The sequence below is a fragment of the Cellulomonas sp. genome (genome assembly GCF_035634735.1).
Lineage (GTDB): Bacteria > Actinomycetota > Actinomycetes > Actinomycetales > Cellulomonadaceae > Cellulomonas.
In genome coordinates this window covers 1-13,059 of record NZ_DASQCJ010000075.1, presented here as the reverse complement: position 1 = coordinate 13,059, position 13,059 = coordinate 1, and the positions used below count along the sequence as shown (strand labels likewise).

At 74.4% G+C, this 13,059-nt stretch carries 10 protein-coding genes and 1 pseudogene; 6 read left to right on the top strand and 5 right to left on the bottom strand.

The window, feature by feature from the left end; all coding sequences use genetic code 11:
• The coding region (locus VER05_RS06950; RefSeq protein ID WP_324844652.1) for a DUF222 domain-containing protein at nucleotides 1–1,146 on the bottom strand (1,146 nt) is incomplete at its 3' end.
• A gap of 388 nt (nucleotides 1,147–1,534) precedes the next feature.
• Between VER05_RS06950 and uvrB the strand changes: the two genes are divergently transcribed.
• The 4 genes from uvrB (at nucleotide 1,535) to VER05_RS06930 (ending at nucleotide 6,549) form a co-directional block, all read left to right on the top strand.
• A complete protein-coding gene (gene uvrB, locus VER05_RS06945; RefSeq protein WP_324844651.1) occupies nucleotides 1,535–3,640 on the top strand; it encodes an excinuclease ABC subunit UvrB in 2,106 nt (701 codons plus the stop codon).
• 73 nt (nucleotides 3,641–3,713) lie between these two features.
• On the top strand, nucleotides 3,714–4,160 hold the full coding sequence (locus VER05_RS06940; protein WP_324844650.1) for a VOC family protein: 447 nt from the start codon (nucleotides 3,714–3,716) through the stop codon (nucleotides 4,158–4,160).
• A 294-nt stretch (nucleotides 4,161–4,454) separates the two neighbouring features.
• Nucleotides 4,455–5,495 (top strand): TerC family protein, encoded by a 1,041-nt coding sequence (locus tag VER05_RS06935; protein WP_324844649.1) that lies wholly within the window; start codon nucleotides 4,455–4,457, stop codon nucleotides 5,493–5,495.
• A gap of 7 nt (nucleotides 5,496–5,502) precedes the next feature.
• Nucleotides 5,503–6,549 carry a TerC/Alx family metal homeostasis membrane protein gene (locus tag VER05_RS06930; RefSeq protein ID WP_324844648.1) on the top strand — a complete coding sequence of 349 codons (1,047 nt, stop codon included), beginning with the start codon at nucleotides 5,503–5,505 and terminating at the stop codon, nucleotides 6,547–6,549.
• A 54-nt stretch (nucleotides 6,550–6,603) separates the two neighbouring features.
• Here VER05_RS06930 and VER05_RS06925 read toward each other — a convergent pair whose 3' ends face one another.
• Complete coding sequence (locus tag VER05_RS06925) at nucleotides 6,604–6,897, bottom strand: YciI family protein (RefSeq protein ID WP_324844647.1); 294 nt, start codon at nucleotides 6,895–6,897, stop codon at nucleotides 6,604–6,606.
• A gap of 35 nt (nucleotides 6,898–6,932) precedes the next feature.
• Between VER05_RS06925 and VER05_RS06920 the strand changes: the two genes are divergently transcribed.
• Nucleotides 6,933–8,102, top strand: a complete 1,170-nt coding sequence (locus tag VER05_RS06920; RefSeq protein ID WP_324844646.1) for an acyl-CoA dehydrogenase family protein — start codon at nucleotides 6,933–6,935, stop codon at nucleotides 8,100–8,102.
• A gap of 73 nt (nucleotides 8,103–8,175) precedes the next feature.
• On the opposite strand, the gene VER05_RS06915 is transcribed toward VER05_RS06920, so the two are convergent.
• From VER05_RS06915 to VER05_RS06905, 3 genes are all read right to left on the bottom strand, one after another.
• Nucleotides 8,176–9,606 (bottom strand): DUF4190 domain-containing protein, encoded by a 1,431-nt coding sequence (locus tag VER05_RS06915; protein WP_324844645.1) that lies wholly within the window; start codon nucleotides 9,604–9,606, stop codon nucleotides 8,176–8,178.
• A gap of 130 nt (nucleotides 9,607–9,736) precedes the next feature.
• Complete coding sequence (locus tag VER05_RS06910; protein WP_324844653.1) at nucleotides 9,737–10,411, bottom strand: MBL fold metallo-hydrolase; 675 nt, start codon at nucleotides 10,409–10,411, stop codon at nucleotides 9,737–9,739.
• Nucleotides 10,412–10,536: 125 nt separating this feature from the next.
• Nucleotides 10,537–12,429, bottom strand: coding sequence for a glycoside hydrolase family 15 protein (locus tag VER05_RS06905; RefSeq protein ID WP_414647573.1), 1,893 nt, complete (start codon nucleotides 12,427–12,429; stop codon nucleotides 10,537–10,539).
• Between the two features lie 84 nt (nucleotides 12,430–12,513).
• Between VER05_RS06905 and VER05_RS06900 the strand changes: the two are divergent.
• Nucleotides 12,514–13,059 (top strand): annotated as a pseudogene (locus VER05_RS06900) (excinuclease ABC subunit A); the annotation flags it as partial.

Here is a 13,059-nt window from a genome sequence, read left to right as displayed (position 1 = left end):
GACGTCCAGGACGGTCCCGGACAGCGGGTCGGTGACGATGCGTTGCCAGCTGGACCCGAGGTCCAGGGCCATCGCGCGGGCCTGCTGGGCGTCGATCGGCCCGTACCCGGCGAGGTCACCGGGCTCGTCGTCGGCACCCATGAGCGTCGACAGGGAAAGGGTGACGTGCACGACGGTCCGCGGGCCGCTCGGGCACACGTGCCCGGGGTGAGCCGGCGCGGCTTCCACGGGGGCCGCCTCGCTCGCCTCACCCTCGCTCTCCCCGCCGTCGGGCGGCACGGCCCGTGTCGGCGCGTCCGCGCCCGCGGCGCCGGCCGGCACACCGAAGGCGTCCAGGTCCTCGTGAGCCCAGCCGCGTTGGGACGGCAGCACCGTGCCGTCGGGTGCCACGACGTGCTCGGACCGGCCCAGCAGCCGGTCGACGAGCTCGTCCGCCCGGAGCTGGTCCAGCGTCCGCGCGTCCCCGGCCTCGCGGGACCGTCGGGCGAGGGCGTCGAGCATGCCGTCGACCCGCACGGCGTCGGCCGCCGGGAGCACGGCCCAGAGACCGGCCATGCCGTCCTGCAGGATCCGCGGCCGGGAGACCACCCGGCAGTCGCGAGCGGCCCGGTGCCGATCGGCGACCCCCTCCGGGTCCACCCTGTTCAGCGCCCGGGCGACGTCGGCGCGGACCTGCTTCACCGACCGGCCCGCCACCCGCGGCAGCACCTCCGCCTCGACGGCCGCGGCCACGTGCGCGGGCTCGTCGCCGGCGCCTTGCACGATCGCGCGCGCCTTGGCGGGGTGGATGCGCCCGTCGGCCAGGGCGGCGCCGGTGTCGGCCAGGGCGTCGGCGTAGGCGCGGCCCTCGCGGATGAGCATCTTCGCCTCGCCCGGAGGGACGAGCAGCCGCGCGGACAGGTCGGCCGCGGCGATGTCGGCGTGCACGAACGCGCTGCCCTCGGGCAGCGACCGGCATACCGCGGCCAGGTCCGGGTGCCGCAGGTCGGGGTGGCGCGCCAGCGCGGCAGCCGCGGCGGTCTCGAGGGCGTGCGCGTGCGCGGCGATCCTCCGGGCCTGGACGGCGACCTCGGGCAGCTCGTACGACGGCAGCGCGGCCAGGTCGAGGGCCTGGAGCTCCGCCAGCAGCGCCGCCCCGGCCGGCATCGCGTCCAGCCTCTCCCCGAGGCCGTCGCCCGCATCCGCGTTCCCGGCGACCGCGACGGCAGGGGCGTCGCGGTCTAGGTCGGGAGGGGTGCGTTCCTGCACGTCATCGGGCATACGAACACGCTAGGACCCGCCGCCGACACGCTCCGGCGCAGGGCACCGCGGCCTGGGGACGACGCATCACGTCGAGCCTGTGGAGGACTCGGCGCCCGCCCACCGAGCGCCACCGACCCCCGCGCCGCACGCACCCGGACGGCCGAGCTCCGCCCGGGACGCCACGTCAGCCCCCTGCGCCGCCCCACCACGCCCCACCACGCCCCGCCACGCCCTCGGCGAACCCGGGCCCCGGGCCGGGGCGTGTGTCAGACCTCCGTCGTACGGTTGACGCATGCGTCCCGTGACCGACCTGCAGCGCACCGTCGCCCCGTTCGAGGTGGTGTCCGAGTACAAGCCCTCCGGCGACCAGCCGCAGGCCATCGCCGAGCTCGCCCAGCGCATCCAGGCGGGGGAGAAGGACGTCACGCTGCTCGGCGCCACCGGTACCGGCAAGTCGGCGACGACGGCCTGGCTGATCGAGAAGCTGCAGCGCCCCACGCTCGTGATGGCGCCGAACAAGACGCTGGCCGCGCAGCTCGCCAACGAGTTCCGCGAGCTGCTGCCGAACAACGCGGTCGAGTACTTCGTGTCGTACTACGACTACTACCAGCCCGAGGCGTACATCGCGCAGACGGACACCTACATCGAGAAGGACTCGTCGATCAACGACGAGGTCGAGCGGCTCCGGCACTCGGCGACGTCCTCGCTGCTGACCCGCCGGGACGTGGTCGTGGTCGCCTCGGTGTCCTGCATCTACGGCCTCGGCACGCCGCAGGAGTACGTCGACCGGATGGTGACCCTCGACGTGGGCGACCAGGTGGACCGCGACGCGCTGCTCCGGCAGTTCGTCTCGATGCAGTACTCCCGCAACGACATGGCGTTCACCCGCGGCACGTTCCGGGTCCGCGGCGACACCGTGGAGATCATCCCGGTGTACGAGGAGCTCGCGATCCGCATCGAGTTCTTCGGCGACGAGATCGAGGCGATCCAGACGCTGCACCCGCTCACGGGCGAGGTCGTGCGGAACGAGAAGCAGGTGCACGTCTTCCCGGCGACGCACTACGTGGCCGGGCCGGAGCGCATGGAGCGGGCGATCGGCGGCATCGAGCACGAGCTCGAGGAGCGGCTCAAGGACCTGGAGCGGGCGAACAAGCTGCTCGAGGCGCAGCGGCTGCGCATGCGGACGACCTACGACATCGAGATGATGCGCCAGATCGGCTCGTGCTCGGGCATCGAGAACTACTCGCGGCACATCGACGGCCGCGCGCCCGGGACGGCGCCGAACACGCTGCTCGACTACTTCCCCGAGGACTTCCTGCTCGTCATCGACGAGTCCCACGTGACCGTGCCGCAGATCGGCGCGATGTTCGAGGGCGACATGTCCCGCAAGCGGAACCTGGTGGACTTCGGCTTCCGCCTGCCCAGCGCCATGGACAACCGGCCGCTGCGCTGGGAGGAGTTCGTCGAGCGGATCGGCCAGACGGTCTACCTGTCGGCGACGCCCGGCGACTACGAGCTGGCGATGTCGGACGGCGTGGTCGAGCAGATCATCCGCCCGACCGGCCTGGTCGACCCGCAGGTGGTCGTCAAGCCCACGAAGGGCCAGATCGACGACCTGCTGGAGGAGATCCGGCTCCGCGTGGAGAAGGACGAGCGCGTGCTCGTCACGACGCTCACCAAGAAGATGGCCGAGGACCTCACGGACTACTTCCTGGAGAAGGGCGTCCGGGTCCGCTACCTGCACTCCGAGGTGGACACGCTCCGCCGCGTCGAGCTGCTCCGCGAGCTGCGCATGGGCGAGTACGACGTGCTGGTGGGCATCAACCTGCTCCGCGAGGGCCTCGACCTGCCCGAGGTGTCGCTGGTCGCGATCCTGGACGCGGACAAGGAGGGCTTCCTCCGCTCGGGCAAGTCGCTCATCCAGACGATCGGCCGCGCGGCGCGCAACGTGTCGGGCCAGGTGCACATGTACGCGGACAAGATCACGCCCGCGATGCAGCTCGCCCTGGACGAGACGGACCGCCGCCGCGAGAAGCAGATCGCGTACAACACCGAGCACGGGATCGACCCGCAGCCGCTGCGCAAGAAGATCGGCGACATCACCGACCTGCTGGCGCGCGAGGACGCGGACACGGCGGAGTTGCTGGGCGGCGCCGGCCGCCAGGCCAGCCGCGGCAAGGCGCCGGTGCCGGGCCTCGGCTCGAAGGCGGGCCCCCCGACGGAGCGCACGAAGCTCGCGGGTGCGGCGGCGGGCGAGCTCGCCGGCCTCATCCAGGAGCTGACCGACCAGATGCACGTCGCGGCGGGGGAGCTGCAGTTCGAGCTAGCGGCCCGGCTGCGCGACGAGATCTCCGGGCTGAAGAAGGAGCTCCGGCAGATGCACGCCGCGACGGCCTGACCGCGCCCGGCGCAGGACACCCCGTGCCCGCGCGCGGCGCGGGGCAGCGCACCACCGACGTTCGGAGGCACGCATGGCGCTCGAGGTGCAGGTCGTGATGGACGCGCGGTCGCCGCGCGCCCTCGGCGCGTTCTGGGCGGTCGCGCTCGGGTACGTCGAGGAGCCGCCACCGGCGGGCTTCGACTCGTGGGACGCGGCGCTGGACGCCTGGGGCTTCCCGCCCGAGGACCGGGACCTCGCGTACGCGGTCGTGGACCCCGCCGGTGCCGGCCCGCGCGTGTTCTTCCAGCGGGTGCCCGAGGGCAAGACGGTGAAGAACCGGGTGCACCTGGACGTGCGCTACTCGGCGGCCCAGGGGGTCGACCGCGAGGACCGCGCGGCCAAGCTCGCCGCCGCCCGCGAGCACGCCGCGGCGCTGGTCGACGCCGGCGCGACGGTGCTCCGCGAGGTGGACGACCCGCGTGAGGGCGCGTGGGTGGTCATGGCGGACCCGGAGGGCAACGAGTTCTGCGTGACGTGACCGGCCGGTGCGCCGACGGGACGAGCCCCCGCGCCGGCCGCGCACCCACCCGCACCCGCAACCGCCCGCAGCCACCCATGACGTGCGTCACATGCCGCTCCGCGGACGCCGCGCGGTGCGCGTAGGACCGATGACCTATGCTGGCGCACGCAGTGGAGGGGAGTATCCCGACACGACGCCCCCGTCATCACGGTCGTCGACGACGCCGACCCGGGACGTCGGCCCGGTCGACGGGTGGGAGAGACCTCCGGTACTCAGCCGTCTCTTCATTCGTCTGTACCGGAGGAAAACCCTATGTCCGTGGACCTGTGGGTCTGGATCGCGACCGCCGTCGCGATCGTCGGGATGATCCTGTTCGACTTCTTCGCGCACGTCCGCACGCCGCACGCGCCGTCGTTCCGCGAGGCCGCCACGTGGTCGGCGATCTACGTCGGCCTGGCGATCGTGTTCGGCGTCGGCCTCGGCTTCGTGTGGGGCTGGGACCACGGCACGGAGTACTTCGCCGGGTACGTGACCGAGAAGAGCCTGTCGGTCGACAACCTCTTCGTCTTCCTCATCATCATGACGAAGTTCGCGGTGCCCCGGGAGTTCCAGCAGAAGGTGCTGCTGGTCGGCGTCGTGATCGCGCTGGTGCTGCGCACGGTGTTCATCCTGCTGGGCGCCGCGGCGATCGAGCAGTGGTCCTGGGTGTTCTACATCTTCGGCGCGTTCCTCGTGTACACCGGCGTGAAGCTGGCGAAGGAGAAGCACGACGACGACGAGCTGGCGCACGCCGGCGAGGAGAAGGACGGGGTCGCGGTCCGGCTGCTCAAGCGGGTGTTCCCGACGGTCGACGAGTACCACGGCGACCGCCTGACGACGAAGATCGACGGCAAGCGGTTCATCACCCCGATGCTCGTCGTGATGGTCGCGATCGGCGCCACGGACGTGCTGTTCGCGCTCGACTCGATCCCGGCGATCTACGGCCTGACCCAGGAGCCGTACATCGTGTTCACCGCGAACGCGTTCGCGCTGCTCGGCCTGCGCCAGCTGTACTTCCTGATCGGCGGCCTGCTGGAGCGCCTGGTGTACCTGAACAAGGGCCTCGCGTTCATCCTGGCGTTCATCGGCCTGAAGCTGGTGTTCCACGCGATGCACGTGAACGAGCTGCCGTTCATCAACGGCGGCGAGCACATCGAGTGGGCCCCGGAGATCCCGACGTGGCTGTCGCTGCTCGTGATCCTGGGTACGCTCACCGTCGCGACCGTCGCGAGCCTGGCCAAGACCCGGCGCGACCGGGACGCCGCTCCCGCCTTGACCGACGAGCAGGAGCCCGCCGCCAGCAAGGAGCACTGACCCCCGCATGGACGTCTCGCCTCTCGTCTGGATCGTGTCGTTGGGCCTCGCCGCCGCCGTCCTCGTCGTGGACGTCGCGGTGGTGGGCCGGCGGCCGCACATCCCGACGACGGCGGAGTGCCTGCGCTACCTCGGGGTGTACATCGGGCTCGCGCTCGCGTTCGCCGTGGTCGTCGCCCTCGTGTGGGGCGGCGGCCCGGCGGGCGAGTTCGTCGCCGGCTGGCTGACGGAGTACTCGCTGTCGGTGGACAACCTGTTCGTGTTCCTGCTGATCATGAGCCGGTTCGCGGTGCCGCGGCAGTACCAGCAGACGGCGCTGCTGATCGGGATCATCCTGGCGCTGGTGTTCCGCGGGATCTTCATCGGGATCGGCGCGGCGGCGATCGCGTCGTTCTCCTGGGTGTTCTACCTGTTCGGCGCGTTCCTGGTGTGGACGGCCGTGAAGGTGGCGCGCGAGGGCGTGGGGGAGGACGCGGACGAGGCGGCCGAGGACTACAAGGCGCCGGCCCTGGTGCGGGTGGTGCAGCGGTTCCTGCCGACGACCGACGGGTACGACGGCGTCCGCCTGACGGCGAAGGTCGACGGCCGGCGGCACGTGACGCCGATGCTGCTCGTGCTGGTGGCCATCGGCGCGACGGACCTGCTGTTCGCCTTCGACTCGATCCCCGCCGTGTTCGGGCTGACCCAGGAGCCGTACCTGGTCCTGATGGCGAACGTGTTCGCGCTGATGGGCCTGCGCCAGCTGTACTTCCTGCTCGGCGGGCTGCTGACCCGGCTGCGCTACCTCAACATCGGCCTGGGCGTGCTGCTGGGGTTCATCGGCGTGAAGCTGGTGCTGCAGGCGCTGCACGAGAACACGCTGCCGTTCCTCAACGGCGGCGAGCCGGTCGGCTGGGCGCCGGAGCTGCCGTCGTGGGTGTCGCTCGCGGTGATCGTGGTGACGCTGGGCCTGACCGCGGTGACGAGCATCGCGGCCTCCCGCCGGGACGAGCGCCGCGCGGTCGCGGCGACCCCCGCCGAGCGGGTCGAGGGCGCGGAGGACCGCCGGGCCTGACCGCCCGGACGGCCCCGACGGCCCCGGCGGCCCGGCCGCCCGCGCCGCCGTCCGTCAGGCGCCCGCCGCCGCCCAGGGGCCGAGGACCAGGTTCCACGCCCGGATCTCGACGTCGGCGATCACGCCGGCCCGCGCGAACGGGTCGTCGGCGAGCAGCACCTCGAGCGCCGCGACGTCGGCGGCCTCGAAGACGAGCAGGGCGCCGGGCGCCCCGTCGGTGAACGGGCCGGAGCCGCGGAGCAGGCCGCGGTCGGCGAGGCCGCGCAGGTAGGCGCGGTGCTCGGGGCGGACCTCGTCCTGCAGGTCGGCGCGCTGGTCGTAGGTGTACCGGACGGCGAAGGTGGCCATGCCGCCATCCTGCCGCACGTGCCAGAGTGGGCGGCATGACCCGCACCACCGCGCCGCGCACGCTGCTCACCGACGACCTGCTCGCCCGCGCGGCAAAGCGCGCCCCGGTGCACGACCGGGAGAACACGTTCCCGCACGCCGACCTGGCGGACCTGCGCGAGGCCGGCTACCTGCGCGCGTTCGTCCCGGAGGCGCTCGGCGGGGCGGGGCTGTCGCTGGCGGAGGTCGCGCGGGAGCAGGCGCGGCTGGCCGGTGCGGCGCCGGCGACGGCGCTGGCGGTGAACATGCACCTCGTGGTGACCGGGATGGCCGCGGTGCTGGCCGCCCGCGGGGACGACTCGCTGGACTTCGTGCTCCGGGACGCGGCGGCGGGGGAGGTGTTCGCGTTCGGCAGCTCCGAGGCGGGCAACGACCTCGTGATGTTCGGCTCGCGCACCCGCGCGGAGCGGCAGCCGGACGGCGGGTACCGGTACCACGGGACGAAGATCTTCACGTCGCTGTCGCCGGTGTGGACGCGACTGGCGACGTTCGGGCTCGACGAGGACCACCCGGACGGTCCGCGCCTGGTGCACGGGGTGGTGGCGCGCGCGGACGGCGGGATCGAGACCAGGGACGACTGGGACACGCTCGGCATGCGGGCGACGCAGTCGTGCACGACGGTCCTGGCCGGGGCGTACGCGGCGCCGGACCGGGTGTTCCGCGCGCTCCCGCCGGGCCCGAGCGCCGACCCGTACGTGCTGGCGCTGTTCCAGGTGTTCGAGATCCTGCTGGCGGCCGTCTACACCGGGATCGGCCGGCGGGCGCTGGAGCTCGCGGTGGCGGCGGCGCACCGGCGGACGTCGATGAAGCACGACGGCCGGAGCTACGCGCAGGACCCGGACATCCGGTGGCGCGTGGCGGACGCGGCGATCGCGCAGGACGGGATCGAGCCGCAGGTGTGGGCGCTGGCGCGGGACGTCGACGAGGCCGTGGACCACGGCGCGCTGTGGTTCGCGAAGGTGGTCGGCCTCAAGGTGCGCGCGACGGAGACGGCCCGCGAGGTGGTGGACCGCGCGATCCGGGTGTCGGGCGGCGGGTCGTACTTCTCGCGGAGCGAGCTCGGGCGGCTGTACCGCGACGTCCTCGCGGGGCTGTTCCACCCGTCCGACGACGAGTCGGCGCACAGCACGGTGGCGAACGCCTGGCTGGGCCCGGTCGACCGCTGACCCCCCGCCGGACGCGCGACGGCCCCGGGGCGTGCTGCCCCGGGGCCGTCGCGCGTCGTGCCGCCGCGGTCGGTCAGCCGCCGATCTCGGTGGCGCAGCTCCACGCGTACTCGACGCGGTTGCCGCAGGTGGACCCGAACGACTCGTACTCGGTCCCGAAGTCGGAGTCCAGGTAGAGGTCGTCGCACGCCGTGCCGCTGCCGGCCGCGCAGGCGTCCCACAGGGCGTCGAGCTCGGGGTCGTCGCCGTAGGCCTGCGCGCCGGTGCTGCTGCCGAGGTCGGTGCCCTCGTCGGTGCCCTCCGTGTCCTCGGGGAGGGCCGAGTCGCAGTAGGTGCTGCCGTCGGTGGTGTCGCCGCAGGTGCGGCCGAACTCCTCGTACTCGGAGCCGGCCGGCGCGCTCGACCACAGGGAGTCGCAGGCGGCGAGGTCGCCGGACCCGCAGGCGTCCCACAGTGCGTCGAGCTCGGCGTCGTCGCCGTAGGCCCACCGCTCGGGGTCGACGGAGGTGCACAGGGTGCTGCCGTCCGTGCGCCCGCCGCAGGTGTTGCCGAACTCCTCGTCGTCCGACCCGGACCGCGAGTCGAAGTACAGGTCGTCGCACGCCTCCATGTCGCCGGACGCGCACGACGAGCGGAGCTCGGCCATCTGGTTGTTGTGCGAGACGACCGCGGCGCCGATGGTCACGCCGAGGACGACCCAGCTGAGCACGCCCAGGCCGCCGAGCACGAGGCCTGCGATCGCGAGGCCGCGGCCCTGCGTGCCGTTCTTCTTCGTGCGGCGCAGGCCGAGGATGCCCAGGACGATGGCGACGACGCCGGTCCCCAGGATGCCGGTGACGAGCGCGGCGATCGACACGCCGTCGGTGCGCGGCGCCTGCTGGTACTGGTTCGGCGAGTACGGGGCCTGCGGGTAGCCGCCGCCCGGGTAGCCGGCGCCCGGCTGGGGGTAGCCGCCACCGGGAGGCGGGTAGCCGCCGCCCGAGCCCGGGTAGCCGCCGCCGGGGGCCGGGTAGCCCGCGCCCTGCTGCTGCGCCGGGTCGCCCGCGGGCTGGCCGTACGCGCCGCCCTGGCCGGGGGCCGGGGAGCCGGCGCCCTGCTGCTCGCCCGGCGCGGCGTACGGCGAGGACGCCGGGTACGCGGCGGTGGGGGCGTCGGAGCCGGGCGCGGCCGACGTCGGGTACGCGGCCGTCGGCGCGTCCGAGCCCGGTGCGCCGTACGGCGACGCGGTCGGGTAGACCGCGGTGGGCGTGGTCGGGTACGCCGCGGTGGGCGCCTCGGAGCCGGACGTCGGCGGGGTCGGCCAGGACGGGGCGGCCTCGTAGCCCGAGGGCGCGGGCCCGGAGGCGGGGGTGGCCTCGTAGCCGGAGGGCGCGGGCGCGGCGGGGCGGCCGGTGCCGCTGCCCGGCGTGGGCCAGGCGCTGCTGCCGGGCTGCGGCTCGGGCTGCTGCCCGGGCTGCTCGGGCTGCTGCCCGGGTTCCGGCGTGGCGCTGCCGTCGTTCGACATGGACGTCCTCTCGCTTCTTGTGACGGGGCTGTGCGTCACTATGGCAGAGGCGTTCCGACCAGGACGAGCGCGTCCACGCCCGACATGTCCCGTTCACCCGGCGGCAGGAGGCGGCGCCCCCGCGGCGCCCTCACCAGCCCCGCGCGCGCCACCGGGTCAGGTGCGGCCGCTCGGCCCCGAGGGTGGTGTCCCGCCCGTGCCCTGGGTAGACCCAGGTGTCGTCGGGGAACCGCCCGAACACCCGGTCCTCGAGGTCGGCCATGAGCGACCCGAACGCCGCCGGGTCCGCGGTGCGCCCCGGCCCGCCCGGGAACAGCGAGTCGCCGGTGAGCAGGTGCACCCGCCCGGGGACCGCGCCGGGCGCGCGGGCGTCGCCGGGCTCCCGGTAGGCCAGCGCGACGGCGCCGGGGGTGTGCCCCCGCAGGGCGACGACCTCGAGCCGCAGGGCCCCGACCTCGACGACGTCGCCGTGCGCCAGCGCCCGGGGCGCGGTGGTGCCGGCCGCCTCGGCCACGGCGGCCGCGTCGTCGGCGCCGGCGGCGTGCGGCGCCCCCGTGGCGGCGAGCACGGCAGCGAGGGCGCCGAGGTGGTCCCGGTGCCGGTGGGTCGTCACGACGAGCGCGAGGGGCCCGGGCGGGACGTCGCCGGGCGACCCCGCCCGCACGAGGTCGAGCAGCCGGTCGGGCTCGGCCGCGGCGTCGACCAGCAGCCGCGCGCCGGTGCGCCGGCAGGCGAGCACGTACGCGCCGTTGTCCATCGGCCCGACGGAGAGCTTGCGCAGCACGACCTCGTCGAGCACGCGCACGGCGGCCGGCCCCTCGGGCTCGACGTCCCCGGTGTACCCGCCGCCGCCCGCACCGCCGCCGACGCCGGCCGCCCCGCCGACGCCGGCCGCCCCGCCGACGCCGAACCCGCCCGCCCCGTCCCCGCTCACGGCCGCCCCACCGCCTCGCCCCGCGGCTCCGCCGCGCCGCCGCGTCCGAGCGCCTCGTCGTGGCTGTGCACCGCCCGCACGAGGGCGAGGTGCGACAGCGCCTGCGGGACGTTGCCGATCATGCGCCCCGTCGCCGGGTCGTACTCCTCGGCGAGCAGGCCGACGTCGGTGCGCAGGCCGTCGAGCACGTCGAGGACGGCGGCGGCCCCGTCGACGTCGCCCTGCCGCGCGAGCGCGTCCGCGAGCCAGCCGGAGCAGGCGAGGAACGGGTGCTCGGACCCGCGCAGGCCGTCGTCGGTGCGGTCGGTGCGGTACCGGAGCAGCAGGCCGGGCGCGACCTCGAGCTCGGCCCGCACGGCGGCGACGGTGCCGACCAGCCGCGGGTCGCCGGGAGGCAGGAACCCGACGAGCACCAGCTGGAGCAGGGCCGCGTCGGTGTGCGTCGCCCCGTAGTGCTGCACGAAGGTGTTCCGATCGGCGTCCCACGCGTGCGCGAGGACGTCGGCGTGCACGGCGTCCCGCTCGCGCCGCCACCGCTCGACGGGCCCGGGCAGGCCGTGCTCCTCGACGGCGCGGACGGCCCGGTCGAGGGCGACCCAGGCCATGACCTTCGAGTGCGTGAAGTGCTGGGGGTCGCCGCGCACCTCCCAGATGCCGCTGTCCGGCCGGCGCCAGGTGCGGCACAGGTGCTCGACGAGGTGGGTCTGCAGGGACCACGAGTCGTCGCCCTCGGCCACGCCGGCGGCCCGGGCCAGGTGCAGGGCCGCCATGACCTCGCCGAGGACGTCGTTCTGCACCTGCCCGACGGCGGCGTTGCCCACCCGCACGGGCCGCGACCCGGCATAGCCGGGGAGGTGGTCGAGGGTGCGCTCGGTCAGCTCCCGCGAGCCGTCGACGCCGTACATGATCTGCACCTGGGCGGGGTCGCCGGCGACGGCCCGGAGCAGCCACTGCCGCCAGGCCTGGGCCTCGTGCCGGTAGCCGTGCTCGAGCAGGGCCTCGAGGGTCATGGCGGCGTCCCGGAGCCAGCAGTACCGGTAGTCCCAGTTCCGCTCGCCACCCGGGTCCTCCGGGAGGGAGGTGGTGGCGGCGGCGACGATGCCGCCGGTCTCGGAGTCGGTGAGCAGCCGGAGCACCAGGAGGGACCGGACGACGGCGTCGCGGTAGGTACCGCGGTACCGGGCGGACCGGGCCCAGTGCGCCCACTGGTGCTCGGTGGCCTCGACGCGGTGCGCCAGGCGCGGGGCGTGCGGGACCGGCTTCCAGGACGGCACCCAGGTGAGGGACAGGCCGACGGACCCGCCCTCGTCGAGCGTGAACTCGTCGGCGTGCGCGCGGTGCGGGCCGCGCCCGGGGCGGGGGAGCCGGTCGCCGCGCAGGACGAGGCTGTCCGGCCCGGCGACGGCGCGGATGACCTCGACGCCGTCGGGGTCGGCCACCCGGTGCACCCAGGGCACGACGGCGCCGTAGCCGAACCGGACGACCCACTCGTGCCGCAGCCGGACGGACCCGCGCACCGCGGTCACCCGGCGGACCAGGTCGCACCGGCCGTCGCCGAGCGGCATGGCGTCGAGGAGCACGGCGGTGCCGGTGGGCGTCTCGAACGTCGTCTCCAGCACGAAGGAGTCGTCGAGGTACCGGCGGGTGACCCGGGTCGCGTCGGGCGCGGTGAGCAGCCAGTGCCCGTGCTCCGGCCCGCCGAGCAGGGCGGCGAAGCAGGCGGGGGAGTCGAACCGCGGCGGGCAGAGCCAGTCCACGGAGCCGGCGCGGGAGACCAGGGCGGCGGTGCGGCCGTCGCCCAGCACGGCGTACTCGCCGATGGGGGTGGGCGCGGGGGGCGTCCCGGGCGTGGGTTCCGTCACGACGGCGCGGTCGGTCACGCTGCTCATCATGCGCCGACCAGCGGTGTCGGCGCAGGTCGGGCCACCTTTACGGTTCGAACACATGTGCGCATGTCGGTGGTCCGCCGTAGCATGCTGCGCGTGAATGATCGTCTGGTGGTCCAGGGGGCCCGCGAGCACAACCTGCGCAACGTCGACCTGGATCTGCCGCGCGACAGGCTCATCGTGTTCACGGGCCTGTCCGGGTCCGGGAAGTCGTCGCTGGCCTTCGACACCATCTTCGCGGAGGGCCAGCGCCGCTACGTCGAGTCGCTGTCCGCGTACGCGCGCCAGTTCCTCGGCCAGATGGACAAGCCCGACGTCGACTTCATCGAGGGCCTGTCGCCCGCGGTGTCGATCGACCAGAAGTCGACCAACCGCAACCCGCGGTCGACCGTCGGCACCATCACCGAGGTCTACGACTACCTGCGCCTGCTGTTCGCGCGCGCCGGCACGCAGCACTGCCCGGTGTGCGGCGAGCGCGTGACCGCGCAGACCCCGCAGCAGATCGTCGACCGGCTGCTCGAGCTGCCCGAGGGCACCCGCTACCAGGTGCTCGCGCCGGTGGTGCGCGGCCGCAAGGGCGAGTACGCCGACCTGTTCAAGGAGCTGCAGGCCAAGGGCTTCGCCCGCGCCCGC

What these genes read in the sequence shown, in the direction of transcription:
- VER05_RS06905 (WP_414647573.1), bottom strand. Translation starts at nt 12,429, where the DNA reads ATGAGCAGCGTGACCGACCGCGCCGTCGTGACGGAACCCACGCCCGGG.
- VER05_RS06940 (WP_324844650.1), top strand. Translation starts at nt 3,714, where the DNA reads ATGGCGCTCGAGGTGCAGGTCGTGATGGACGCGCGGTCGCCGCGCGCC.
- VER05_RS06925 (WP_324844647.1), bottom strand. Translation starts at nt 6,897, where the DNA reads ATGGCCACCTTCGCCGTCCGGTACACCTACGACCAGCGCGCCGACCTG.
- VER05_RS06935 (WP_324844649.1), top strand. Translation starts at nt 4,455, where the DNA reads ATGTCCGTGGACCTGTGGGTCTGGATCGCGACCGCCGTCGCGATCGTC.
- VER05_RS06920 (WP_324844646.1), top strand. Translation starts at nt 6,933, where the DNA reads ATGACCCGCACCACCGCGCCGCGCACGCTGCTCACCGACGACCTGCTC.
- VER05_RS06915 (WP_324844645.1), bottom strand. Translation starts at nt 9,606, where the DNA reads ATGTCGAACGACGGCAGCGCCACGCCGGAACCCGGGCAGCAGCCCGAG.
- VER05_RS06930 (WP_324844648.1), top strand. Translation starts at nt 5,503, where the DNA reads ATGGACGTCTCGCCTCTCGTCTGGATCGTGTCGTTGGGCCTCGCCGCC.
- uvrB (WP_324844651.1), top strand. Translation starts at nt 1,535, where the DNA reads ATGCGTCCCGTGACCGACCTGCAGCGCACCGTCGCCCCGTTCGAGGTG.